Here is a 22,560-nt window from a genome sequence, read left to right on the forward strand (position 1 = left end):
GGCGCCGGACGGCTCAGCGGCGGGCGTCGACCGCGAACGCGTCGATCACCGTCTCGGAGAACGTCGCGCCCGCAGCGTCCCGGGCCTCGGAGCGCAGCGAGACCGTCGACGCCCCGCGCGGGACGGTGACGTTCGCGGTGTAGGCACCGGCCGTCCGCGTCGGGGTGACGCGGACAGGCGCCCAGTGCGCGCCGCCGTCGGCGGAGGACCACAGCTTCAGGCTCGTCACGCGTGCGGTGCCGGTCGCGCCGTCCTGGTGCGACACCCTGAGGTCGAGCGCCGTGGTGCGCCGGTCCGCGGTGTTGTACTCGTCCAGCCCCCGCACCCCGTAGTCGAGCTGGAGCAGCGGCAGCACCTCAGGGGTCCTGGTTGCTCCCGAGGTGAAGCCCCACTCGGTCGTCACGTCGGTGGACAGCGGCCACCAGGGGGTCTCGCGCTGCGTGTCCAGCCGGATGCGGAACCGCTCGCGGGCCGAGCCGACGTCGTGCGTGGCGAAGGTGCCGAACGTGTCGTCGGTGAGCAGCTCGTCGCCCCGCCAGACGCGGAACCGGCCCGTCGACGCCTCGTCGGGACCCCACTCCTGGGCATGGCCCGCGCCGTCGACCCGGTAGGGCAGGTCGATCGCCAGCGTGCTGCCGTCGCGGTGGACGGCGGCGTCCTGCGGCGCCGCCGGCGACTCCCAGAACCCGCCGTGGTGCACCTGGGCGTTGTAGGTCTCCTGGGGCTGCCGCCCGGGGGAGTAGGTCGTCGCCGTGCCGTCCACCCACGCGGGCCAGGCGTTCAGGCCCTGCGCGGCGGTGGCGCCGCGCTGGAACTGCACGCCGGGCTCGGTCGAGTAGTAGACCGTCCGGTCGCTCACGGCTCCGGTGGTCCACGACTGCTGCCAGCCGCTCATCGTGCTGCCGCTGGTGATCGTGACCCGCTCCGCGTTGCGGAGCCCGGGCGCGAACGGCTTGAACGACCGTAGCTCGGTCTCGACGGCGGCGAGGTCCCTGGCCGAGGGCCGGTAGGTGAGCGAGCGGGGGATCGTCGTGCCGTCCTCGGTGTAGCCCAGCACGTACTGGTAGGACGGCGTCGCGCGGCCCGTGCCCCGCAGGGTCGCACCGCGGTGTGCCGCGTCCACGAGGGCCAGCCCGAGGTCGCGCTCGAGCGTGAGCGTCGGCAGGGCCTGGTCCTCCATGGTGTTGATCGTCCGGTTGTCCACCTGGTGGTAGAACGGGCCGGGTGTGGACCCGTACACGATCAGCGCGACCGCGCCGGCGTCCTTCGCGGCCCGCGACTGCGGGTTGAGCGACAGGTCCCCGGTGTCCTCGACCAGCACGACCGCGCCCTGGGCCCGTACCTCGGCCAGCTCCTCGGGCGTGCCCGTCCCGCCGTCCACGAGCCGCGCCGCCATCCGGCCCTCGTACCGCGGCGAGCGGACCGCCCAGCCGAGCTCGCGGGACACGTCGAGCGGCTTGCCCCGGCCGGTGGCGGAGACGTCGAGCAGCGGCTGGTCGAGCAGGTAGCGCGACGCGACCGTGGTCCCGCCCGTCAGAGGGCCGTCGCCCGGCAGCACGTAGGCGGTGAGATCCATGCCGCCGGTGTAGTCGCCGGTGCTGAACGAGACGTCGGTGACCACCGGGCCGACGCGGCCGGGCAGGTCGCGGACCAGCTCGGAGGACAGGGCGCGGGGAGCGACCTTCTGCGGCGTGTCCATCCGCACCGGCACGGCGGTGCTGCCGTCCAGCACGAGGGTCACGTCGCCCGCCGTCAGGTCGGCGTCCCGGGCGAAGTTGACCACGCCGTCCAGGAAGGCCGCCTCGGGGGACACCGCGTCGAAGAGCTGGCCCAGGACCGCGTACCGGCCGGCAGGCAGGCGCACCTCGGCCACGCCGTCGGTGAACTGGAACCACTGGTTCACGTTCGGGTCGTCGATGCCGTGGACCCAGCCCGCGTCGGGGTTGCCCGCGGGCAGCCCGCCCAGGCGGCTCGCCTCGATGCGCAGCGTGTACATGTCGGGGTCGACCTGGAAGGCCAGCACGGTCCGGACGGCGGGGAAGCCGGCCCCGCTCGCACGCAGCACCCCGGCGAAGACGTCGGGCTCGTCGACGCGCGGGTCGATCGTCACGTCGACCGACGCCGTGCCGTGGGCCGGGATCGCCAGGGAGTCGGCGGACAGCGACGTCAGACCCGCGGGGACCGGCTCGCCGTCGGCCGCGTTGACCGAGAGGGCGAGGTCCACCTCGACGGCCGTGTCCGAGTCGTTCGTGTACGTCACCGTCTCGGTCCGCGGCTCCTGGTCGGCCCGGGGCGAGCCGAACAGGCCGAACGAGAGCGACGCCGGTGTGGCGTAGACGGTCTCGGCGATCGCGCCGGGCACCCAGGCGCGCCCGGCGCCCTCGGCGAACACCGAGTTGCCCGCGGGCTGGGCGGAGCCCATGAGCACGGACTTGAGGGCCTCGCCGTCCAGGCCCGGGCGTGCCTGCTTGAGCAGCGCGGCCGCGCCGGCCACGTGCGGCGTCGCCATCGAGGTGCCCGACATGGCCGCGTAGTGGTCGCCCACCGGCACCTCGGGGCTGGTACCCGCGGCCCGGGCGGCGACGATCCCGTCGCCGGGCGCCGCGATGTCCGGCTTGATCGCGTGGTCGCCGGCCCGGGGCCCCATCGAGGAGAAGTACGCGATGGCGTCCGAGTCCGTCACGGCGCCGACCGTCAGGGCGCTGTCGGCCGTGCCGGGCGTCGTGACCGTGAACGGCGTGCCCCAGTTGCCCTCGTTGCCCGCTGCGATGGTCACCAGCGTGTCGTAGCGCTCGGACACCGCGTCCACGGCGAGCGCCGCCGGGTCGGTGCCGTCGGTGTAAGCACCACGGACGCCCAGGCTCATGTTGATGACGTCGGCCCCGTTGGCCGCCGCCCACTCCATGGCGTCGATGGCCCAGGACTCCTCGCCCTCGCCCTCGTCGTTCAGCACGCGGCCGTTGAGCAGCCGGGCACCGGGGGCCATACCGCGGTTCTCTCCGTCCGACGCCTCGCCGCTGCCCGCGATGATCGAGGCGACGTGCGTGCCGTGGCCGAGCGCGTCGCCGGCGCTGCCCGACCCGGTGAAGTCGCGTTCGAGGGCCACGACGCCGCCGTCGAGGTCGGGGTGGCTCGTGTCGATGCCGGAGTCCAGGACCGCGACGGTGACCCCCGTGCCGTCGACGCCGGCGTCCCACGCGTCGGTCGCGCCGATCTGGGGCGCCGAGTCGGCGTCCGAGGTCTCGAGCGGGGCGTCGAGCCAGACCTTGGTCACGGTCTCGCCCTCTTCGGCGGCGTCGACGAGCTCGCGGGCGTCGTCGGCCGGGACGTCGCCGGCGACCGCGTCGATGGACTCCAGGGACCGGTCGACGTCGACGCCGAGGGTCTTCCAGGCCGGCACGCCGGCCCGCGCGGCGCGGGCGCCGGTGGTCCCGACGATCACGGGCAGGTCGGTCCCCTCGTCCTGCGCCGCGTCGAGCGCGGCGACGTCGAAGAGCCTCAGGTCGAGCCGGTCCGGGACCAGGGGCGCGACGTCCGAGGGGACGACGAAGTAGTGGCCGGCCGCGTCGCCGAAGGCCTCGTAGGTGACCGGGCGGCCGTCGGGGCGGGGTGCGGCCTCGAACCCGACGGTCGGAGAGCCGTCGGCGCCGGTGCCGGTGGTGACGCGGTCGCCGGTCACGAGGACGACGTCGGCGTCGGGGACCGCGGGCGGCGACGCCGCGCTCGCGGCCGCGTCCGGTGGCGTGGGGCTCTCGGCGGCCGCCGTCGGCAGGACGCCCACGACGAGTGCGGCGACCGTGGCCGCGACGACTGATCTTCTCGTTCTCACGACGATCTCCAGGGTTCACGCAGTGTGGTCCGCGCGGAAGGCCGGACCTGTCGGGCAGACGCTGGCATGCGTCCTGACCACTGCCGTGACGCCCGTGTGTCGAAAACGTTTCAACCCCTCTGGCCGAACGGGGTGAGCTGTCGGGTGCGACGGAGCCCGTCCGGCCCGTGGGCCGGACGGGCTCGCGTCCTAGGCGTGGGACCCGGTCGCCCGCCAGGCGTCGTAGTCGACGCCCTTCTCCTTCGCCAGCTCGCGCAGCCGGTCCTCGGTCGGCGGCCGGAAGAGCTTCGGCCTGATCGAGCGGTCCTGCTCGGCGTACCTCCGCTGGAGCTCCGCCTGGTCCGCGGCGCCGGCCCGCGCCGCGGTGAGGACGGCGTCGGTCGCCACGCTGCTCGTCCCGGTCAGTACGCCGCTGACGAGCGGGAGGTAGCCGGTGGAGTGGCCGAGCCGGTTGGGGTGGTAGGACTCCTGGACGGGGTTGGAGAACCCGTTGATCCACTCGGTCGAGTCGCACACCGCGTGGCCGGTGAACCGGCTGACCGGGTTGACGAACGTGAACCCCCGCGCGGACGCCGCGGAGGAGGTGACCGAGTTGATGAGCACGACGGCGTTGTTGAGCGCCGTCTGGTCCTCGGGGCTGAAGAAGGTCGCGAGGTTGCAGTCCTCACCCATGAAGATCTTCGGGTAGCCCACCACGACGACCTTCGCGTTCGGTGCCCGCGTGCGGATCGCGCCGTACACGGCGCTCAGCCGGCCCGGGAGCGTGCCGTTGATGAACGAGCGGGCACCCGCCACCGCGCCGGCACAGTCGCTGGCCCACGCCGGGAGGGCGCACTCGGTGAGCACGTCGGCGAAACCGGCGTCGTTGCCGCCCACCGAGATGGTCACGAAGCGGGTGCTGGAGCTCAGGGCGCTGAGCTGGGTGTTCTGCACGTCGGCCACGACCGCGCCCGAGCAGGCGCGGAAGTTGAGCGTGTAGCCCTTGGCCGCCGCGGTGAGGCTGGCGTAGGCGTAGGTCGAGCGCAGGCACTCGGTGCCGTCGTCGATGTAGGTCCTGGTGCCGGTTCCGGAGGAGTAGGAGTCGCCGAGGGCGACGTAGGACTCGCCGGCGGCGTACGACGGCGGCGCCGGTGTCGCCGTGAGTCCGATGGTGGCCAGGCCGGTCGCCGCGATGGCTCCGACGATGCGTAACAGGTGTCGCTTCATGGACAGCACCCCCGCAGGTATGCCGGGCCACCTCTGATGACCCGGTCTATACCTTTATAGGCGGCACTTCCAGAAAAGGGCAATGGATCGTTAATGAACAGTGTGTGATCAGTCAGGAACGCCTCAGGCCCGCCGGCGTCAGGCCGCGTTCGCCGGTGTGAGCCCGAGCAGCAGCAGGCTGTTCTGCCAGAGGGCGTCCAGGTGCGAGGGGTCGTTGAACACCTTGGCGAAGAGCACGAGCCCTTCGAGCTGCGCGACGATCGCCTTGGCGGCGCCGTCCACGTCCTCGACGGGGCGCTCCAGGTCGCCCGACTCGACGGCCGCGGCGAGGCGGGTGCGGATCATGTCGATCTGCTCGTCGAAGATCTCCTGGAGCCGTACCCGTACCGGCTCGTTCTGGGAGCTGACCTCCAGTGCCAGGTTGCCGAAGAGGCAGCCCGTGACCCACCCCGTGCCCGCGCGGGCGTCGATCTGCATCTGGGCGGTGGCGTCGAACAGCCCGCGCAGCCGTTCGAGGATCGTGCCAGGGCCGTCCAGGATCTGCGCCCAGACGCCCTGCTGCCAGGACCAGTGGCGGTCGATGACGGCCAGCGCCAGTGCCTCCTTGGACGGGAAGAAGTAGTAGAAGGACCCCTTGTTCACGCCGGCGTGCGCACAGAGCTCCGCGACGCCGATCGAGCCGTAGGGGCGCTGGGAGAACAGTTCCACGCCCGCTTGGATCAGGCGTTCTCGACCATCTGAGCTTCTCGGCATGTTGACAGTATACGACCGGTCAACTATAACGGGAAGCGGTCGGTAGTTGACCGACCGTCTACTAGATCGAACGACAAGGAGCTCAGGCAATGAGCACTCGCAAGGTAGCCATCGTCACGGGGGCCTCCCAGGGCATCGGTGCAGGCCTCGTGGTCGCGTACCGGCAGCTCGGGTACGCCGTCGTGGCCAGCTCGCGCACCATCGACCAGGAGGAGGCGGACGACCTCGCGGTCGTCGCGGGAGACATCTCGGACCCGGCGACGGCGGACATGATCGTCAAGACCGCCGTCGAGCGCTTCGGGCGCGTCGACACGCTCGTGAACAACGCCGGCGTCTTCATCGCCAAGCCGTTCACCGAGTACACCGCCGAGGACCTCGACACCATGGTCGCCATCAACGTCGGCGGCTTCTTCCACCTCACCCAGCGCGTCATCCCGCACATGCAGGCGTCCGGCGGCGGACACGTCGTCAGCATCACCACCACCCTCGTCGAGAGCGCGCTGTCCGTGTTCCCCTCCGCCCTCGCCTCCGTGACCAAGGGTGGTATCGCCTCGGCGACCCGCGCGCTGGCCATCGAGTACGCGGCGCAGGGCATCCGTTTCAACGCCGTCTCGCCCGGCGTCATCAAGACCCCGATGCACCCCGAGGAGACGCACGAGGCGCTCGCCGGCCTCCACCCGATGGGCCGCCTCGGCGAGATCGACGACGTCGCCCGCGGCGTCGTCTACCTGGAGCAGTCGCCCTTCGTGACGGGCGAGTTCCTGCACATCGACGGCGGGCAGATCGCCGGCCACTGAGCCGTGACGGGGCGGCCCGCCGGGCCGCCCCGTAGGTCCCGCCCGCCATCCCGTCGTCGAACGACCGAACCAGGAGACCCTTGTCATGACCCACCCCGAAACCGCCACCGCCACGATCTCGGCGCTGCTCGACCGCTGGGCGGACGGCATCCGCCGCCGCGATCTCGAGCAGATCGCCGCCCAGTTCACCGAGGACGCCCTGTTCCAGGGTTTCGACCCGGAGCCGGCCTTCGGCCGCGACGCCGTCATGGCCTACTACGGCAAGCAGCCGGTCGGGCTCACCGCCGATCACACCGTGCTCCACACCCGCGAGCTCGCACCGGGCGCCGCGCTCGGATACGCGGACGTCACCTTCCGTCGCCCGGACGGGCCGGTGCGCGTGCACCTCACCGTCGTCGCCGTGGAGCGGGACGGACGCTGGCTGATCAGCCACTACCACGTCTCCCGCGTGCTGTAGGGACGCGCGACGGCCCGGATGACGTAGGGCGCCGGCAGCGGTTCCCCGCGTCGGAGCCCGCACCGTGACACGCGAGCGGGCGGCGGCGACGCGTGCCCGCCGGCCGCAGGGTGCGGGCAGCAGCGGCTCAGGCCAGGAAGGCCTCCAGCAGCGCGGCGAGCTCGCGGGGCCGGTCCTGGGGGATGATGTGCCCGCAGTCCGGGACGACGTGGCCCACGATGTCGTCGGCGAGACGGCTGAGCTGACGGAACGTCGCGTCTCCGACGGGGGCGGCGCCCACCGTCATGACCGGCATGGTGAGCCGACCCGCAGCGGCGTCGGCGATCTGTGCGGCGCTCGCGGGCAGGGCCCGGTAGTACTCGAACGCGGACCGCAGCGAGCCGGTCCCGGCGTAGGTGCGGTGCACCTCGGCCCGGAAGGCGGCGTCGACCCCGTGGCCGCGGGTGCCCGCCCGGAGAAAGAAATCGAGGTAGGGGGCCTCGTTGCCCGCCAGGACGTGCTCGGCCAGGCCCGGCACGGAGTGGAACCCGAACCACCAGGGGGCGCCGTCGCGCAGGAAGTCCTCGGCGCCCGGCAGGGTGCCCACCAGTCCCTCCATCGCGACCAGCCGGCGGACGCGTGCGGGCGCGGTCAGTGCCAGGAGCGTCGCCGTCGAGGCGCCGAGGTCGATGCCCACCACGTCCGCCGTGGCGACGTCGAGGGCGTCCAGGACGGCGACGGCGTCCGCCACCGTGGTCGCGGCGTCGTACCCGCCGGCCGTGCGCTGCGAGTCGCCCAGCCCGCGCAGGTCGGGCGCGATCACCGTGCGCGCGGCGGCGAGCCGGGGGATCACGGGTGACCACACGGCCCAGGTGTGGGGAAAGCCGTGCAGCAGCAGGACCGCCGGGCCGGAGCCCGCGATCGCGACGTTCAGGTCGACGCCGTGGGCGGTCACGGTCCGTACATCGATGCCGGTCATCTCTCGTCCTCCGGTAACCATTGGTGACAACGTCACCGTAGGTAGGGTGGTGCCCGCGCGGAAGAGCGCACTTCGGTGAAAGGTGGTTACCCGGTGGTGACGACGAGTGGTGCGGGCACCGGTCGGGGGGACCTGTTCGACCCGGCCTGCCCGACCCGGCAGCTCCTGGACCGCGTGGGCTCCAAGTGGACCGTGATGATCGTCAAGCTGCTCGCCGAGGACGGCGGGCGGGAGTTGCGGTTCGCCGAGCTCGACCGCCTCATGCCCGGGGTGTCGCACAAGATGCTGTCGCAGACGCTCCGGTCGCTCGGCGCGGACGGGCTGGTCGCACGCCGGGTCGAGGACGCCGTGCCGCCGCGCGTGTTCTACGCGCTCACGCCGCTGGGCCGCTCGTTGTCGGGGCCGCTGGAGGTGCTGCGTGAGTGGGCGGAGGAGCACATCGCCGAGATCGACCGGGCGCGGACGGCGGCGTCGCGCTCGTCCTGAGAGGAGACGGCCCGGGGTCAGGCACCCGCCGCCCGCGGAGCGGCGACCGACCCTCGTGCCCGCAGGGGCATCGGCAGGCGGTGGACGACGGGAGCCGCCGTGGCGGGGGCCGCGTCGTTCCCCTGGGCCACCAGCTCCAGCAGCAGCTCGACGGCGCGTCGCCCGAGAGCGCGGTGGGGGAGCGCGAAGGTGGTGAGCCCGGGCCTGAGCCACCCGGCGACGGAGGCGTCGTCGAACGAGACGACGGAGACGTCGTCGGGGATGGTCAGGCCGGCCTCCTGGGCGGCCTGGTACGCGCCGAACGCGAGGCGGTCGTTGAAGCAGATGAGCGCGCGCGGCGGGCCGCCACCTCCGGCGACGATCCGCTGGAACGCGTCCCAGCCCTGCTGCGGGAGCCACGCGGGATCCTCGTACCCGGAGCTGGGCCGGACGCCGGCGGCCTCCAGGGCGCCCAGGATCCCGGTGAGCCGCTGGTGGGCGGCCACGGACACCGCCGGCCAGTCGTCCGCTCCCGGGCCGGCGCCGATCAGGTGGATCTCCCGGTGGCCCGCGTCGAGGAGCAGCTGGGCGGCCTCGCGCCCGGCCCGCTCCTCGTCCGGCACGACGCTCGGGACGGTCGCCCCGGGCGGGGCGACGAGATTGAGCAGGACGGCGGGGATGCGGTCGACGTCCTCGGGCAGGGGCCGGGACCGGGTGAACATCGAGGCGAGGATGATCCCGTCGACCTGCCGGTCGAGCATCGCCTCGACGAGCTTGGCCTCCTCGGCCGGCTTGCCGCCGGTCTCGCCGATGAAGAGCATGAACCCCTGCTCCCGGCCGGCCTCGATCGCGCCCTTGATCATGTCTCCGGCGAGGCGGGAGGACGCCACGCTGTCGGACACGAACCCGAGCGTCCTGGTGGTGCCCTTGCGCAGCCCGACCGACACGGCGTTCGGCCGGTAGCCCAGGTCCTGGGCCGCGGAACGCACTCGTGCGTGCACCGCCTCGGAGATCCGCAGCTGGCGACCACGACCCGTCATGACCAGCGAGGCCGTCGACGACGACACCCCCGCTGCCCGCGCGACGTCGGCGAGCGTGACCCGCTTGTGTCCCACGGCCCTCCTCTCGTCGCCTGAATAGTAGCCAGACCGGCGGCCCCGCCGGTGCGGCGCCCGTCCGGGGATCGCCCGCTCGACACTTGACAGGTTCGAGCGACCGCGCCCATATTTGGCGATGCTAAGTCGGTTTAGCAATCCAGGCAAGGAAGCTCTGGAGCCCGAGCAGAGGGAGATGACGGTGTCTCGTCGACGAGGAAACATGCGTACACGGCTGGCGGCCGTACCCGTTCTGGGACTGACCACCGCACTGGTGCTGTCCGCCTGCACGCCACCCGGGGGCAGCACCTCCGACGAGCCCGGCGGGTCCGCGCCGTCCGGGCAGACCGCCGCCGGTGCGCCCACCTGCGGTTCGCAGGACGTCACGCTCGACTCGTACGTCGAGACGGGCTTCCCGCTGTTCAAGGCGCTCGCGGACGAGTTCACGGCACAGCACCCGAACGTCACCTTCGAGATCCGCGAGGACCAGTTCGCGGTGCTCACCCAGAACGCGCCCCGCGTCCTGGCGGACGACCCGCCGGACCTCATGCGGCTGCCCCAGGTGTCCGAGCTCGCCTCGGACGGCCTGCTGCTCGACCTCGACGGCTACGCGCAGGCGCTCGGCTGGGACCAGTGGCCGTCCTCCCAGCTCGAGCAGATGCGGGTCGACGACGAGGGACGGCGCGGTGACGGCCCGCTGTACGCCATGGGGCTCAACTTCTCGATGACCGGTGTGTTCTACAACAAGGACCTCGCGGCGCAGATCGGCATGGACGAGCCCCCGGCCACGCTCACCGAGCTCGACGCGCTCATGCAGGCGGCCAAGGACGCCGACCTCACTCCCGCCGCCCAGTTCAACGGCGGTGCCACCGGCGGCCTCGCCTTCCCGCTCCAGGGCCTCATGGCCTCCTACGGCGACCCCTCGGAGATCAACGCCTGGATCTACCAGCAGCCGGGCGCGACGATCGACACCCCGGCCGGCCGTGAGGCGGCCGAGCACCTGCAGCGCTGGATCGACGCCGGGTACTTCGCCGAGGACATCAACTCGATGGACTACGCCACGATGATGAGCCGGTTCATCGACGGCCGCAGCGTCTTCATGTTCAACGGCGACTGGGAGTCCGGAAACCTCGACGAGCAGATGCCCGGCCAGGTCGGCTTCTTCCTCATGCCGCCCGTCGAGGAGGACGGCGGGATCGGCGCCATGTCCGCCCCGCTGACCTACGGCATCTCGGCCCGGGCGGAGCACCCGGACTGCGCGGCGTTCTTCCTGGACTGGATCGCCACGAACGACGAGGCGCGCACGATCGCCGTCGAGGTCGGCGGCTCGCACCCGATGGGCCCCACCGACGCCTTCATGCCCGAGGTCGACCCCGACACCGTCACCGCGCAGACGCTCCAGGCGGGTGCCGCCGTGGGCGAGAACAACGGCGCGATGGACTTCATCGCCAACGCGACCGGCTCCATCTACGCCAAGAGCTGGACGCCGAACCTCCAGAAGCTGGTCGCCGGCGAGCAGGACCCGGCCGGACTGCTCGGCTCCGTCCAGTCGGACTACGAGAGCCAGATCGGCGGCTAGGCCACACCATGACGCACTCAGCGCACGCCGGCCTCGCGCCGGACCGCCGCGCGGCCGGACCCGTCATGCCGCCGGTCAGCAGGCGTCGCGCCGGCCGGACGCGGCGCCTGCGCCAGGCCGGCACGGCCCTGCTGCTCCTCGTGCCCGCCGCGGTGGCCTACGGCATGTTCGTGATCCGCCCGATCCTCACCACGATGCAGTACTCGTTCTACGACTGGAACGGCATCTCGCCGTCGACCTGGGTGGGCCTGCAGAACTACACCCGCATCCTGACCGACCCCGAGCTGTTCGGGCCGATCCTGCACGCGTTCGAGCTCATCGTGTACTTCAGCCTCGTTCCCGTCTGCCTGGGACTGCTCGCCGCCGCGACCATCCGCAAGTTCGCGACCAGCCGGGTCGCGGTGGTGGCACGCGTGATCCTCTTCCTGCCCCAGGTCATCCCGCTCGTGGCGGCGGGCATCATGTGGACCTGGCTCCTGTCCACCGACGGCCTCGTGAACCAGCTCCTGCGCCTGGTCGGGCTCGGGTCGGTCGCCCGCGCCTGGCTCGGTGACTTCGACACCGCGCTGCCCGCCGTCGGCCTCATCGGGGCATGGGTCTCGCTCGGGCTGTGCATGGTCCTGCTGCTGGCGGGGATGACCAAGATCGACCCGGCACTGTACGAGGCCGCACGGCTCGACGGCGCCGGAGCGGTGCGCGAGTTCTTCGCCATCACCCTGCCCAGCGTGCGCCAGGAGCTCGCGGTGTGCCTGACCGTGACCGTGATCAGTGCCCTGGCGAGCTTCGACATCATCTACATCTCCACCCAGGGCGGGCCGGGCAACAGCACCCTCGTACCCGGCCTGGAGATCTACTACCTGGCCTTCTTCGAGCGCGAGGTCGGCCAGGCCTCGGCGCTCGCGGTCGTCCTGATGGTCCTCGTCCTCGCGGTCGTGCTGCCGCTCCAGCGGGTCACCCGCGGGAGGGAGTCATGATCACCTCGGCACGCGAGAAGCTGACCGGCCGCATCCTGCTGGTCCTGCTCATGGCGTTCACGATCGTGCCCTTCGTGAGCCTGTTCATCACCGCGCTGCACGAACCGGGCACGTACCCGGGAGGGCTCGCGCTGCCGGAGACCCCCTACTGGGGGAACTTCGTCACGGCGTTCCAGTCGGCCGACATGGCGGACATGCTGGTCTCCAGCGTGCTCATCGAGCTGGGCGTCGTGCCCGTCGCGCTCCTGATCGGCACCCTGGCCGGGTTCTCGCTCGGGCACCTGCGACCACCGGGACACCGGGCGATCTTCATCGCCTTCCTCCTGGGGCTCACGCTCCCGTTCGAGGGCGTCGTGGTACCGCTCTACTACCAGATCCGCGACCTGGGCCTGCTGAACACGCGCTGGGCGATCATCCTGCCGCTCATCGGCCTCTACATGCCGTTCGCGGTGATGTGGATGCGGGCGCACTTCGTCAACATGCCCGAGGACCTGTCCGAGGCCGCGCGCCTCGACGGCGCCTCGACATGGCAGCTCTTCACGCGGATCCACGTGCCCCTGTCGATGCCCGCGCTGTCCTCGCTGGCGATCCTGCTGTTCCTGTGGACGTGGAACCAGTTCCTCCTGGCCATCGTGCTCGTCGACGACCCGACCAAGCGCACGATGGCCGGCGCGCTCGGCGCCTTCCAGGGCCAGTGGGGGACCGACATCCCGCTGCTGTGCGCGGGGTCCCTGCTGATCCTGACGCCGACGCTGGCGGTCTTCCTGGTGTTCCAGCGGCACTTCGTGGCCGCGCTCATGCAGGGCGCGGTCAAGGGCTGACCCGACGGCCGGCCGGCGCCCGTCGAGGGGCGCCGGCCACTGCCTTCCCAGCCGACGCCCGGCGTCACGACCGCTTGCGCTGGGCGAGCAACCACTGGAGCGTCTCCGGGTCCTCCAGCGTCGGAGCGGCGGCGAGGTGCCGGTCCGGCAGCGAGAACGCGTCGTCGCCGTACTCGGTCCACCGGGCGAGGTGGGCGATGCGCTTCTGGCTCAGCCCGCGGGCCTCGTACGCCGCGACGAGACGGTCGTACGACGCCCGCGCGTTCGCGACCGGCAGCAGGTGGTCACCGGTGCCGTGGGTGATCCACATCGGTACCTCGGCCGCCGCGATCGGCGCGAGCTCGTCGGCGTCCGCGGGGAAGCCTCCGGTGAGCAGTCCGCCGGCGAACAGGTCCGGTCGCGTCGAGAACGCCTCCCACATGAGCTGTGAGCCGTACGAGACCGAGGTCGCGTACACGCGCCGTCGGTCCACCGCGAGGCGGGACGTGAGGTCCTCGACCAGCTCGACGACCTGCGCGCCCTCGACGGTCTTGCCGACGCGCCGGTTCTGCGGGGCGACGACGATCACGTCCTCGTGCGTCCTGGTCCACTCGCGCTGGTTCCACGCCAGGGCGAGCATGTCCGAGGCGAGCTGGACGCCGCGGTTCTGCCCGTCGTAGCCCATGCCGTGGCCGGGCAGCGCGACGACGAGCGGGTACCGCTTGCGCGGGTCGTAGCGGTCGGGCAGGCGGTAGTCGTAGAGGAGCTCACCGGTCTCGGTCTCCAGCGACCCGCTGCGGAACTGGTCGACCTCGCGGTCGATCGGCTCCTCGGTGATCCGGTGCGCGGTCTGCGGCGCGGCGGCCGAGACCACGGTGCCGCGCGGGCCCATGACGTCCGCCAGCTGGGTGACCTGGGTGAGCTGGTCGGGGTTGACGCGCACCGAGCACAGGAACGTGGGGCACAGCGAGGTGATGACGGTCCAGCCGCCGTTCGGGTCGTCGGCCAGCTCGAGCACCACGTAGCGCCCGGGCCGGCGGGGCCGGTCGGTGTCGAGCAGCCGCGCGGGGTCGTCCGTCGTGTAGACGTCGGCGATCCGCCGGTCCACGAGGTTCCCGAGCTCGGACGCCGGGTCGAAGCGGAAGTTGTACCCGGAGTCCTCCACACGGAACGCCGACGGGGAGAGCCTCCTGCCGTCGACCCTCGTCGGGTACTCGATGACGACCTTGGTCACCTGCTGGCCGAACGAACCCACCTCCGTCACGGGTGTGACGCCCAGGACCTCGTGCCGGGCGCTCCGGTCCGCCGTCGGGGGTTCGGCGGCTCGTGCCGCGGTGGCCCCGCCCAGCACGAGGACGGCGGCCAGCACTGCTGCCAGGGGCCGGGTTCGAGGGTGGGCACGACGATGTGATGCGCGCATGCGGGTCTCCTTCGACGGCGCGGGAACGGTGCACACTGACGGTCGGGCAACTGTGCTAGACCGATTGAGCAAGGCTAGCGTCCGCGGTCTCGACCGGGAAGGGGAAGGCTCCCTGAGGCCGGCTCCCGGGCCACCCGACGGTCCCGCGGCGCGGCTCTCGACCGTGGTGCCTCACCCCGCAGGACGGGGCGTGACGGGACCGCTTGCGGGTTGCGTGATCGACGTCGTGCGCACAAAGTCGCGATCACTGCGTGTCGCGAGGGAGAAGGAGTCGACGTGTGACGTTCTGGATCTGCTGCAGGTGCGGGCTCGAGCACGAGTCCCGTCCCGAGGTGTGTGCCGTGTGCGCGGACGAGCGTGAGTTCGTGGCGCAGGAGGGACAGTGCTGGACCACGCTGGACCGGCTCAGGGCCGACGGGCGGTCCATCCGCGTGGAGGAGCTGGAGCCGGATCTGTTCGGTCTGACGACGGTGCCGGACGTGGGTATCGGCCCGACGGCGAAGGTCGTGCGCACCGCGGGCGGGAACCTGATGTTCGACGTGCCCGGCTACCTGGACGACGAGGCCGTGGCCGCGGTGCGGGACCTGGGCGGGCTGGCGTACATCGTGGCCAGCCACCCGCACATGTACGGGGTGCAGGTCGAGTGGAGCCGCCGCCTGGGCGGTGTCCCCGTGCTGGTCAGCGAGGCGGACGCGAGCTGGCTGGCCCGCACCGACGACGCCGTGGAGCTGTGGAAGGGCGACCGGGAGATCCTGCCCGGGGTGACGCTGAGCCAGCCGGGTGGGCACTTCCCGGGGTCCGCGGTGGCGCACTGGGCTCCCGGGGCCGGGGGCCGGGGTGTGCTGCTGAGCGGGGACACGATCTTCGCCAACCCGGACCGCACGTCGGTGTCGTTCATGCGTAGCTATCCCAACCGGATCCCGCTGTCGGGGCCGGTGGTGCAGCGGGTGGCGCACCACGTCAGCCGGTTCGCGTTCGACCGGCTCTACAACAACCTCGACGGCGTGATCCCGGTCGACGCCCGGCAGATCGTGCTGCGCTCGGCGGACCGTCACGCGGCGTGGGCCCGCGGCGACTTCGACCATCTGACCTGACACCGGTCCCCAGGGGCCGGTCCGCGGAGCACGGCGGGCCGATAGAGTCCCCGCCGTGAGCTACGGGTGGAACGACATCATCACGTCGGTGCACGAGGGCGCGAACGGACCCTGGACGTGTCCGGAGTGCGACGAGTTCGCCGTCGAGCTGGGGCAGCGGTTCGTGCGCCGCGGTGTCGTCGAGTCGACGCTGCTCTGCCTCGCCTGCCAGGCGGGGGCCGACGCGCCCGCCCCGTAGCGCCTCGGGGGCCGCCGGCCAGGTGGTGTCGTTGACCGGGCAGGTCCAGGGCGCCTAGGCTGGCGGCCGGTTGGCGAGGGCGTTCTCAGGACCGGGTCGAAGAAGACTTCGCGGGGCTGCGTCCGACCACCGCACCGTCCGTGGCCGAGCACGTGGCCGACGGCATCGCCGGGGCTCCCGGTGTGGCACAGGGAACTGAGCACGTGGATGTCCGTACGTCGGGATGACAGCGCTGACATTCACCGCTGCGGGGATGTGGGGCTCGTGCCGAGCACCACCGGCAGGCCGAGCACCACCGAACGACCGAGCACCACCGAACGAAGGAGCGAACGATGAGGTTCACCAGAGCTGCCGCCACGGTCGTCGCGGTGGCCTGCGCGCTGGGGGCGGCGACCCCTGCCGGCGCGCAGGACGCCGCCGCGACGTCGCAGCGCACGCAGGTGCAGCGGGCCGTCGCGTCGTACGACGCGATGCAGGAGTACATGGCCGCGGACGACGGCACCGGCCTCTACCGCGAGCGGTACCCGAGCGGTGCCGAGGACCGCACCTACTCGTTCGAGTGGCCGCACTCCCAGGCGCACGTCGCGACGCTCGACCTCACCGGGCTGCCCGGGCCGCTGGGGCGGTCGTTCGAGGACGACCTCGCGGACGTCGCCCGCGGGCAGGAGCACTTCTGGAACGCCGACGGCGGCACCACCGGGCTGCCCGGCTACGACTCGTACCCTCGCGCCCCGTACGGCGGTGGCGGCGACATGTTCTACGACGACAACGAGTGGGTCGCGCTCGCCAAGGTGCAGCAACACCTGGCGACCGGCGACGAGGCGGCACTGGCACGCGCCGAGGAGATCTTCGAGCTCGTCGTCTCGGGGTGGGACACCGATCCGTCCCACCCGGCGCCCGGAGGTGTGTTCTGGACCCAGGCCACGTGGAGCACCGACCGGAACACCGTCTCCACGATGCCCGGCGCCCAGCTCGCCACCCGGCTGTACATGATCACGGGGGAGCGGCACTACCTCGACTGGGCGCTGCGGATGGTGGGGTGGGCCGACGAGCACCTGCTGGCGCCGAACGGCCTCTACTGGGACAACATCAAGCTCGACGGGTCCGTCGACCGCACGCAGTGGTCGTACAACCAGGGCGTCCCGGTGGGTACCTACACGCTGCTGTACGAGGCGACCGGCGACGAGCGGTACCTGGACAAGGCCAAGGCGATCGCGGCGGCGTCCTACCGCTACTACGTGACCGAGGGGCGGCTGGACGGCCAGCCGATGTTCTTCAACTCCATCTGGTTCAAGAACCTCCTGCTGCTGGAGTCCGTGACCGGCGGCACGACCTACCGCACCGCCATGGCGGACTACGCCGACCACCAGTGGCGCACCGAGCGGGAACGCACGACCGGGCTGTTCAACGCCGGGGACGAGCACACCGAGCTGCTGGAGCAGGCGGCCATGGTGCAGATCTACGCCACCCTGGCGTGGCCGCGCGAGCAGGCGTCCATCCTGTACTGACGCACTGCTGAGCGCGCACGGTGATCGCGGAGGCCCCTCGGCGGCGTCGTCGCCGAGGGGCCTACCTCTGCCCGGCGGCGTCAAGGGCATGGGCCAGGGTGGCGACGGCGACGTCGGCGACGGACCGCAGCTGCCGGGTGGGCACGTCCGCGCGGCTCAGCACGGCCAGCGACTGGTTGACCGCTGCCAGGTGCAGGGCGAGCCGGTCCGCCTCCTGGGGGTCGAGCCGCGTGTGCGCGAGGGCTGCGCGCAGGCGGTCACGCTGTGCGCCCAGGGCCTGTGCGGTGCGCCGCGCCATCCCCGGGGGAAGGGCGGGGGCCGCCATCGTGGACTGCGCCACGAGGCAGCCGGTGGGCAGGGCTGGATCGGCGATGCGGTCGAGCGTGACGTCGTAGAACCTGGCCACCGCGTCGAGAGGGCTGTCGGCAGCGGTCGCCAGCGCGCGGTCGTACCGCTCGCCGTAGCGCTGCGCGTACCGCTCCAGGCAGCTCAGGAAGAGCTGGCTCTTGTCGCCGAACGTGGCGTAGAGCGAGCTGCGGTTGAGCCCGGTGGCGGTGGTGAGGTCACCGAGGGACGTCTCGGCGTAGCCCTGGCGCCAGAAGGTGAGCATCGCCTGCTCGAGCGCGGCGTCGACGTCGAACTGCTTCCTGCCGACCATGGTCGGGTCCTCTCTGGCGGGCCGTCCGCGCCGGGTGCGGCGCGCCTGATCCATGTTGGACCAATCGGTTCAAGATGGCTACCGTGTGTTCGTGACGACTCTACGAACGCCCTCCGCCGTCCCGGAGGCGGCAGCGTCCGGCGCGTCCCCGACGCCGACCACCGTGGCTGATGTGCCCCATGACGACGTGCCCGGGTTCCGGCACCGGACGCTCGACGTCGAGGGCGTGCGGCTGCACCTCGTGGACGGGGGAGACCCGGCGGCGCCCGCGATCGTGCTGCTCGCCGGCTTCCCGCAGACCTGGTACGCGTGGCACAAGGTCATGACCGACCTGGCCCGGACGTACCGCGTCATCGCCTTCGACCTGCCGGGCCAGGGCCACTCCGGCCGCCCGGCCGATGGCTACGACACCGGGACGGTCGCGTCGCGCATCCGGTCGGCCGTGCACGAGCTCGGCCTGACGCGCTACTGGCTCGTGGCGCACGACGTGGGCGCGTGGGTCGCCGCCCCCTACGCGCTGCGCGGCGACGGGACCGCGCTCCTCGGCGTCGTGCTGATGGACGCGGGGATCCCCGGCGTGAGCCTCCCGGAGGCCGTTCCGCTCGACGAGCGGGCGGCCAAGCTCGCCCACTTCGCGTTCCATGCCGTGCCCGACCTTCCCGAGACGCTCATCGCCGGCCGGGAGCGCGAGTACGTGGAGTGGTTCCTCACCCGCAAGTCGGCCGTCCCCGGCACGTTCGGCGAGCAGGACGTGGCTCGTTATGCGCGGCTCCTGGCCGCCGACGGCGGTCTGCGGGCCGTCCTTGCGTACTACCGCGCGATCACGCTGTCCGCCGCGCAGAACCGCGAGCTCGCGGAGCGCGGGCAGGTCCGCGTCCCGCTGCTGGCCGTCTCGGGCGAGCAGGGCTCGATCCCGGACATGGCGGCGGCCCTGCGCCCGATCGCCGCCGATGTCACGGGGGTCCGCATCAGCGGCTCCGGCCACTTCATCCCCGACGAGCAGCCGGAGCTGCTGCTCGAGGCGCTGCACGGCTTCTTCTCCCGGTGGGCCTGACGCCGGCGTCTCAGGCTCGGCCTGTCCCTGACGCCGGGCGTGATGCCGGCGTCAGGGGCCGTCGGGGCTGGTTCCGCGCAGCCCGCTGAGCGCCGCGTCGATCGCTGCGCTGGCAACTGCGGGATCCGTACCCGTGCGCGCGAGCAGCGACGTTCCCTCGGCCAGGACGAGAAGGAGCTGCGCCTGCGCCTCGGGGGTGGACGCCGTGGTCACCTCGCCACGGCTCTGGGCGGCGCGCAGAGCGTCCGACACGTGCTGCACGAACTGGCCGAACGACCGCCTGACGATCGCCGTCGCCTCCGCGTCGTACGGCACGAGCTCGACCGCGGTGTTGCCCATCATGCACCCGTGGGGAGCGCCGGGATCGTCGGCCGCGCCGCCGAGCTGCGCCGGCATGACCAGGAGCTCGCGCAGGGCGGGCAGCAGCGGCACGCTGGCCAGTGCGGTCTCCAGGGCTCGTTCGTACTCCGCCCAGTACAGCTTCACGGCTTCGAGGTAGAGCAGCCGCTTGTCGCCGAACGCCGCATAGAGGCTACCGCGCTCCACGTCGAGGCCGTCCACCAGGTCCTGGATGGACGTGCCCCCGTAGCCCGACGCCCAGAAGATGCCGCGCGCACGGTCCACAGCCACCGCCGTGTCGAACCCGCGCGGTCGTCCCGTCCTCGCCATGGGCACAGGCTACGACATCTTGACTGGTCGTCCAAGAAGTCCTACGTTAATTCTGGAACGCCCGCACGGAAGTCGGTGACACGGCTCGGCAGCCGCAGGCCGGGCGGGCAGGACGGCGTGTGCCACGGGGCACCGCCCAGGACGGGAGACGAGATGAAAGACCTTCGTGCGTACGGCTCGTACGCTGTCGTGACCGGGGCGTCCTCGGGCATCGGGGCGGAGTTCGCCCGCCAGCTGGCCGCCGCCGGGCTCGACCTGGTGCTGGTGGCCCGTCGCCGCGACCGCCTCGCGGCGCTGGCCGCCGAGCTCGCCGACCGGCACGGCACCGCCAGCAGGGTCGTGGTGCTCGACCTTCTCGACGACGGTGCGGTGGCGGAGCTGCGGGCCGCCGTCGCCGACCTGGACGTCGGCATGGTCGTGGCGAACGCCGGTACGTCGGTACCGGGCGTCCTCACGGAGCACTCGCTGGCCGACGAGCTCGACGTGCTCACGCTGAACGGCACGGTGACCCTGCAGCTCGCCCACGGCTTCGGACAGGACTTCGCGCGCCGTGGCCGCGGCGCCGTCGTGCTGCTGTCGTCGATGATCGCGGCGGTCCCGGTGCCGTACCAGGCCAACTTCGCGGCCGTGAAGGCCTATGTGTCGTCGCTCGGGCAGGCGCTGAACCACGAGCTCAAGCGGGACGGCGTCGACGTGCTCGTGCTGTCTCCCGGCCAGACGCGGACCGAGGGCCTGGACAACACCCCTGGGATCGACTTCGACAGGCTCGTGGGCCGCAAGATGGACCCGTCCCGGGTGGTCCGCGCTGCCCTGGACGGGCTCGGCAGGCGCGCCCACGTGGTCCCGGGCGTCGTCAACAACGTCGCGGACCTCATGAGCAGGTACCTCATGCCCCGGCGCCTGTCGGTGCGGATGTACGGCAGGTTGATCGGGGGAGCGCTCGTCGGCGACGCCCGGAGCGTCGCATGAGCCGCGCCGTCGTCCGGGAGGGATTCGGTGGTCCCGAGGTGCTCCACGTGCGCGACGTCGCGGAACCGCACGCGCGTCGTGGCGAGGTGCGCGTCAGGGTCCGGGCCGTCGGGCTCAACCCGCTGGACTGGCAGCTCGCGTCGGCGCCCGGCCTGGCAGCGGCGTTCGGCGTCCCGACCCCGAGCGGGTTCGGGTGCGACCTCGCCGGGGTGGTCGACGAGGTCGGGCCGGGCGTCGTGGGGTTCGCGGTGGGAGACCGCGTGTACGGCGGGGTCCTGGCCCGTGCCGCTGCCGACCACCTGGTCCTTCCGGTCCCGCTACCTGCCCCCGACGTGCTGCTCCACACCCCGGAGGGCATCGGTGACGACACGGCCGCCGCGCTGCCCACGCCCGGGCTGACCGCCGTCGCTGCCGTGGACGCGGTCCGTCTGCGCCCCGGTGCACCGTCCTGATCGGTGGCGCCGCAGGTGGCGTGGGTGTCCTGGCGGCTCAGATCGCCAGGCTCCGGGGGGCGACGGTGCTCGGTACAGCCTCTCCCGGAACCTTCGGCTTCCTGCAGGGGCTGGGCGTGGTACCCGTGGCGTACGGCCCCGGCCTCGCCGACCGGGCGACTGCGCTGGCCCCGGGCGGGATCTCGGCGGCGATCGACCTGTTCGGTACCGAGACCGTCGATGCGGCTCTGATGCTCGGCGTGCCGCCGGACCGGATCTCGTCGGTCGCGGGCGGCCCGACGAGAGCCGGCGTGCGCGCCACGGGCGCCCATGCCGCCGACCCTCGTGCCCTCGAGCGGATCACCGACGCGATCCTCGCCGGCACGGTCACGGTGCCGATCGCGGAGTCCTTCCCGATCGATCGGGTCCGTGACGCCGTGGCCCGGCAGGCGGAGCGGCACACCCACGGCAAGATCGTCGTGCGTCCCTGACCGTGCCGGGACGACCTCGTGCCGGATCACACTGTGAGTGCCTCGCCCCGCAGCAGGGGCACCAGCTCCCGGCCCTGCCGTTCGATCTCGGGCAGGTACGGGGTGTCCGACAGCACGAAGTGGGTCACGCCGAGCCGCTCGTACCGCCGCAGCGCCGCCGCGACCTCCTGCGCCGTCCCGACCAGCCAGGTGGTCCCGGCCCCGCCACCTCCGGCGCGTCCGGGCGCCGTGTAGAGGATGTCGTCCAGGACGTCGCCCCGCTCGGCCAGCTCCAGCAGCCGGCGCTGCCCGACGGCGGAGGCCCGGCCCCACGCGCGACCACCGGGCTGCTCGTGGTCCGCCTGTGCGGCGAGCTGCGCCACCTTCGCCTCGGCGTCGGCCCACGCCTGATCGGTCGTGTCCCGCACGAACGTCGTGATGCGCAGGCCGAACTCCAGCGGCGGGTGCTCCCGGCCCAGCTCCGCCTCCAGGGTGCGCAGGCGGTCGATCCGCTCCGCGATGCCGTCCAGCGGCTCGCCCCAGAAGAGCTGCACGTCCGCCTCCGTGGCGGCGACCCGCTCGGCCGCCGCCGACGCTCCGCCGAAGTAGAGCCTCGGGTGGGGCCGCCCCGCCCGGACCACCGGGCGCAGGTCGAGCGTGGAGTCCGTGACCTGGAAGTGCTCGCCCGTGTAGGTGACCGACTCCTGCGTCCACAGCCGCCGCACGATCTGGAGGAACTCCTTGGTGCGCGCGTACCGGTGCGCCTGGTCGCCCTCGGCGTCGCCGTACGCGGCCAGGTGGTCCTGGCCCGAGACGATGTTGATCCGCACCCGTCCGCCCGAGAGATGGTCCAGCGTGGCCGCCGACGACGCCAGGTGGGCCGGGCGCCAGTAGCCCGGCCGGACGGCGATCAGCGGTTCGAACGTCGTGGTCCGGGCGGCCAGGGCCGTGGCCACGGTGAACGTGTCCGGGCGGCCCCAGCTCGTGCCGAGCAGCGCACCGTCCCAGCCGTGCTTCTCGAGCCGTGCCGCGTGCTCGGTCAGGGTGTCCAGGCTGTTGTGCCCGTGGGTGGCGTCGTCCCCGCGGTGGCCGGGGTGGGTCTGGTTGGGGATGTACCAGAGGATGTCGTCGGCCATG

General features: G+C 72.4%; 22 protein-coding genes. 13 read left to right on the plus strand and 9 right to left on the minus strand.

Annotated features, from left to right (window positions below; all coding sequences use genetic code 11):
• Positions 1 to 13: 13 nt before the first annotated feature.
• From ACIG47_RS07045 to ACIG47_RS07055, 3 genes are all read right to left on the minus strand, one after another.
• Positions 14 to 3,829: a S8 family serine peptidase gene (locus tag ACIG47_RS07045; protein ID WP_397430206.1), complete on the minus strand. Its 3,816-nt coding sequence runs from the start codon at positions 3,827 to 3,829 to the stop codon at positions 14 to 16.
• Positions 3,830 to 4,018: 189 nt separating this feature from the next.
• Positions 4,019 to 5,035 carry an SGNH/GDSL hydrolase family protein gene (locus ACIG47_RS07050; protein WP_397411700.1) on the minus strand — a complete coding sequence of 339 codons (1,017 nt, stop codon included), beginning with the start codon at positions 5,033 to 5,035 and terminating at the stop codon, positions 4,019 to 4,021.
• Positions 5,036 to 5,173: 138 nt separating this feature from the next.
• Positions 5,174 to 5,788, minus strand: coding sequence for a TetR/AcrR family transcriptional regulator (locus ACIG47_RS07055; protein ID WP_397411698.1), 615 nt, complete (start codon positions 5,786 to 5,788; stop codon positions 5,174 to 5,176).
• 89 nt (positions 5,789 to 5,877) lie between these two features.
• On the opposite strand from ACIG47_RS07055, the gene ACIG47_RS07060 reads away from it, so the two are divergent.
• Both ACIG47_RS07060 and ACIG47_RS07065 read left to right on the plus strand, forming a co-directional pair.
• Positions 5,878 to 6,585: an SDR family NAD(P)-dependent oxidoreductase gene (locus ACIG47_RS07060; RefSeq protein ID WP_397430207.1), complete on the plus strand. Its 708-nt coding sequence runs from the start codon at positions 5,878 to 5,880 to the stop codon at positions 6,583 to 6,585.
• Positions 6,586 to 6,670: 85 nt separating this feature from the next.
• A complete protein-coding gene (locus ACIG47_RS07065) occupies positions 6,671 to 7,042 on the plus strand; it encodes an SgcJ/EcaC family oxidoreductase (RefSeq protein ID WP_397430208.1) in 372 nt (123 codons plus the stop codon).
• 127 nt (positions 7,043 to 7,169) lie between these two features.
• On the opposite strand, the gene ACIG47_RS07070 is transcribed toward ACIG47_RS07065, so the two are convergent.
• Entirely contained in the window at positions 7,170 to 8,000 is an 831-nt protein-coding gene (locus tag ACIG47_RS07070) for an alpha/beta fold hydrolase (protein WP_397430209.1), read from the minus strand.
• A gap of 93 nt (positions 8,001 to 8,093) precedes the next feature.
• Between ACIG47_RS07070 and ACIG47_RS07075 the strand changes: the two genes are divergently transcribed.
• A complete protein-coding gene (locus ACIG47_RS07075; protein ID WP_397430210.1) occupies positions 8,094 to 8,486 on the plus strand; it encodes a winged helix-turn-helix transcriptional regulator in 393 nt (130 codons plus the stop codon).
• A 17-nt stretch (positions 8,487 to 8,503) separates the two neighbouring features.
• On the opposite strand, the gene ACIG47_RS07080 is transcribed toward ACIG47_RS07075, so the two are convergent.
• Entirely contained in the window at positions 8,504 to 9,580 is a 1,077-nt protein-coding gene (locus ACIG47_RS07080) for a LacI family DNA-binding transcriptional regulator (RefSeq protein ID WP_397430211.1), read from the minus strand.
• 202 nt (positions 9,581 to 9,782) lie between these two features.
• Between ACIG47_RS07080 and ACIG47_RS07085 the strand changes: the two genes are divergently transcribed.
• The 3 genes from ACIG47_RS07085 (at position 9,783) to ACIG47_RS07095 (ending at position 12,933) form a co-directional block, all read left to right on the plus strand.
• Positions 9,783 to 11,138 (plus strand): ABC transporter substrate-binding protein, encoded by a 1,356-nt coding sequence (locus ACIG47_RS07085; RefSeq protein WP_397430213.1) that lies wholly within the window; start codon positions 9,783 to 9,785, stop codon positions 11,136 to 11,138.
• Positions 11,139 to 11,203: 65 nt separating this feature from the next.
• Positions 11,204 to 12,112 (plus strand): carbohydrate ABC transporter permease, encoded by a 909-nt coding sequence (locus ACIG47_RS07090; protein WP_397430355.1) that lies wholly within the window; start codon positions 11,204 to 11,206, stop codon positions 12,110 to 12,112.
• Positions 12,109 to 12,933: a carbohydrate ABC transporter permease gene (locus tag ACIG47_RS07095; protein WP_397411684.1), complete on the plus strand. Its 825-nt coding sequence runs from the start codon at positions 12,109 to 12,111 to the stop codon at positions 12,931 to 12,933. Before ACIG47_RS07090 ends, ACIG47_RS07095 begins: the two co-directional genes overlap by 4 nt.
• A gap of 64 nt (positions 12,934 to 12,997) precedes the next feature.
• Here the strand turns inward: ACIG47_RS07095 and ACIG47_RS07100 are convergent, their stop codons facing one another.
• Positions 12,998 to 14,332 carry a hypothetical protein gene (locus tag ACIG47_RS07100; RefSeq protein ID WP_397430214.1) on the minus strand — a complete coding sequence of 445 codons (1,335 nt, stop codon included), beginning with the start codon at positions 14,330 to 14,332 and terminating at the stop codon, positions 12,998 to 13,000.
• A gap of 278 nt (positions 14,333 to 14,610) precedes the next feature.
• On the opposite strand from ACIG47_RS07100, the gene ACIG47_RS07105 reads away from it, so the two are divergent.
• The 3 genes from ACIG47_RS07105 to ACIG47_RS07115 all read left to right on the plus strand — a co-directional run bounded on the left by ACIG47_RS07105 (position 14,611) and on the right by ACIG47_RS07115 (position 17,172).
• On the plus strand, positions 14,611 to 15,426 hold the full coding sequence (locus ACIG47_RS07105) for a hydrolase (protein WP_397430216.1): 816 nt from the start codon (positions 14,611 to 14,613) through the stop codon (positions 15,424 to 15,426).
• Positions 15,427 to 15,481: 55 nt separating this feature from the next.
• Positions 15,482 to 15,664 carry a hypothetical protein gene (locus tag ACIG47_RS07110; protein WP_397411681.1) on the plus strand — a complete coding sequence of 61 codons (183 nt, stop codon included), beginning with the start codon at positions 15,482 to 15,484 and terminating at the stop codon, positions 15,662 to 15,664.
• Positions 15,665 to 15,996: 332 nt separating this feature from the next.
• A complete protein-coding gene (locus ACIG47_RS07115) occupies positions 15,997 to 17,172 on the plus strand; it encodes a glycoside hydrolase family 76 protein (RefSeq protein ID WP_397430217.1) in 1,176 nt (391 codons plus the stop codon).
• 61 nt (positions 17,173 to 17,233) lie between these two features.
• Here ACIG47_RS07115 and ACIG47_RS07120 read toward each other — a convergent pair whose 3' ends face one another.
• Positions 17,234 to 17,830 (minus strand): TetR/AcrR family transcriptional regulator, encoded by a 597-nt coding sequence (locus tag ACIG47_RS07120; RefSeq protein ID WP_397430218.1) that lies wholly within the window; start codon positions 17,828 to 17,830, stop codon positions 17,234 to 17,236.
• Between the two features lie 91 nt (positions 17,831 to 17,921).
• Between ACIG47_RS07120 and ACIG47_RS07125 the strand changes: the two genes are divergently transcribed.
• A complete protein-coding gene (locus tag ACIG47_RS07125) occupies positions 17,922 to 18,884 on the plus strand; it encodes an alpha/beta fold hydrolase (protein WP_397430219.1) in 963 nt (320 codons plus the stop codon).
• 51 nt (positions 18,885 to 18,935) lie between these two features.
• Here ACIG47_RS07125 and ACIG47_RS07130 read toward each other — a convergent pair whose 3' ends face one another.
• Positions 18,936 to 19,553 (minus strand): TetR/AcrR family transcriptional regulator, encoded by a 618-nt coding sequence (locus ACIG47_RS07130; protein WP_397430220.1) that lies wholly within the window; start codon positions 19,551 to 19,553, stop codon positions 18,936 to 18,938.
• Positions 19,554 to 19,706: 153 nt separating this feature from the next.
• On the opposite strand from ACIG47_RS07130, the gene ACIG47_RS07135 reads away from it, so the two are divergent.
• The 3 genes from ACIG47_RS07135 (at position 19,707) to ACIG47_RS07145 (ending at position 21,444) form a co-directional block, all read left to right on the plus strand.
• Complete coding sequence (locus ACIG47_RS07135) at positions 19,707 to 20,522, plus strand: SDR family NAD(P)-dependent oxidoreductase (protein WP_397430221.1); 816 nt, start codon at positions 19,707 to 19,709, stop codon at positions 20,520 to 20,522.
• Positions 20,519 to 20,974 carry an alcohol dehydrogenase catalytic domain-containing protein gene (locus ACIG47_RS07140; RefSeq protein WP_397430222.1) on the plus strand — a complete coding sequence of 152 codons (456 nt, stop codon included), beginning with the start codon at positions 20,519 to 20,521 and terminating at the stop codon, positions 20,972 to 20,974. The genes ACIG47_RS07135 and ACIG47_RS07140 overlap by 4 nt, the downstream gene beginning before the upstream one ends.
• A 65-nt stretch (positions 20,975 to 21,039) precedes the next feature.
• The gene (locus ACIG47_RS07145; RefSeq protein ID WP_397430223.1) at positions 21,040 to 21,444 is read left to right on the plus strand and encodes a zinc-binding dehydrogenase; all 405 of its coding nucleotides are present in this window, start codon (positions 21,040 to 21,042) and stop codon (positions 21,442 to 21,444) included.
• 26 nt (positions 21,445 to 21,470) lie between these two features.
• Here ACIG47_RS07145 and ACIG47_RS07150 read toward each other — a convergent pair whose 3' ends face one another.
• Positions 21,471 to 22,559, minus strand: coding sequence for an LLM class flavin-dependent oxidoreductase (locus tag ACIG47_RS07150; protein ID WP_397430224.1), 1,089 nt, complete (start codon positions 22,557 to 22,559; stop codon positions 21,471 to 21,473).
• Position 22,560 lies beyond the last annotated feature (1 nt).

This window comes from Promicromonospora sp. NPDC052451 (genome assembly GCF_044547525.1).
Classification (GTDB): Bacteria; Actinomycetota; Actinomycetes; order Actinomycetales; family Cellulomonadaceae; genus Promicromonospora.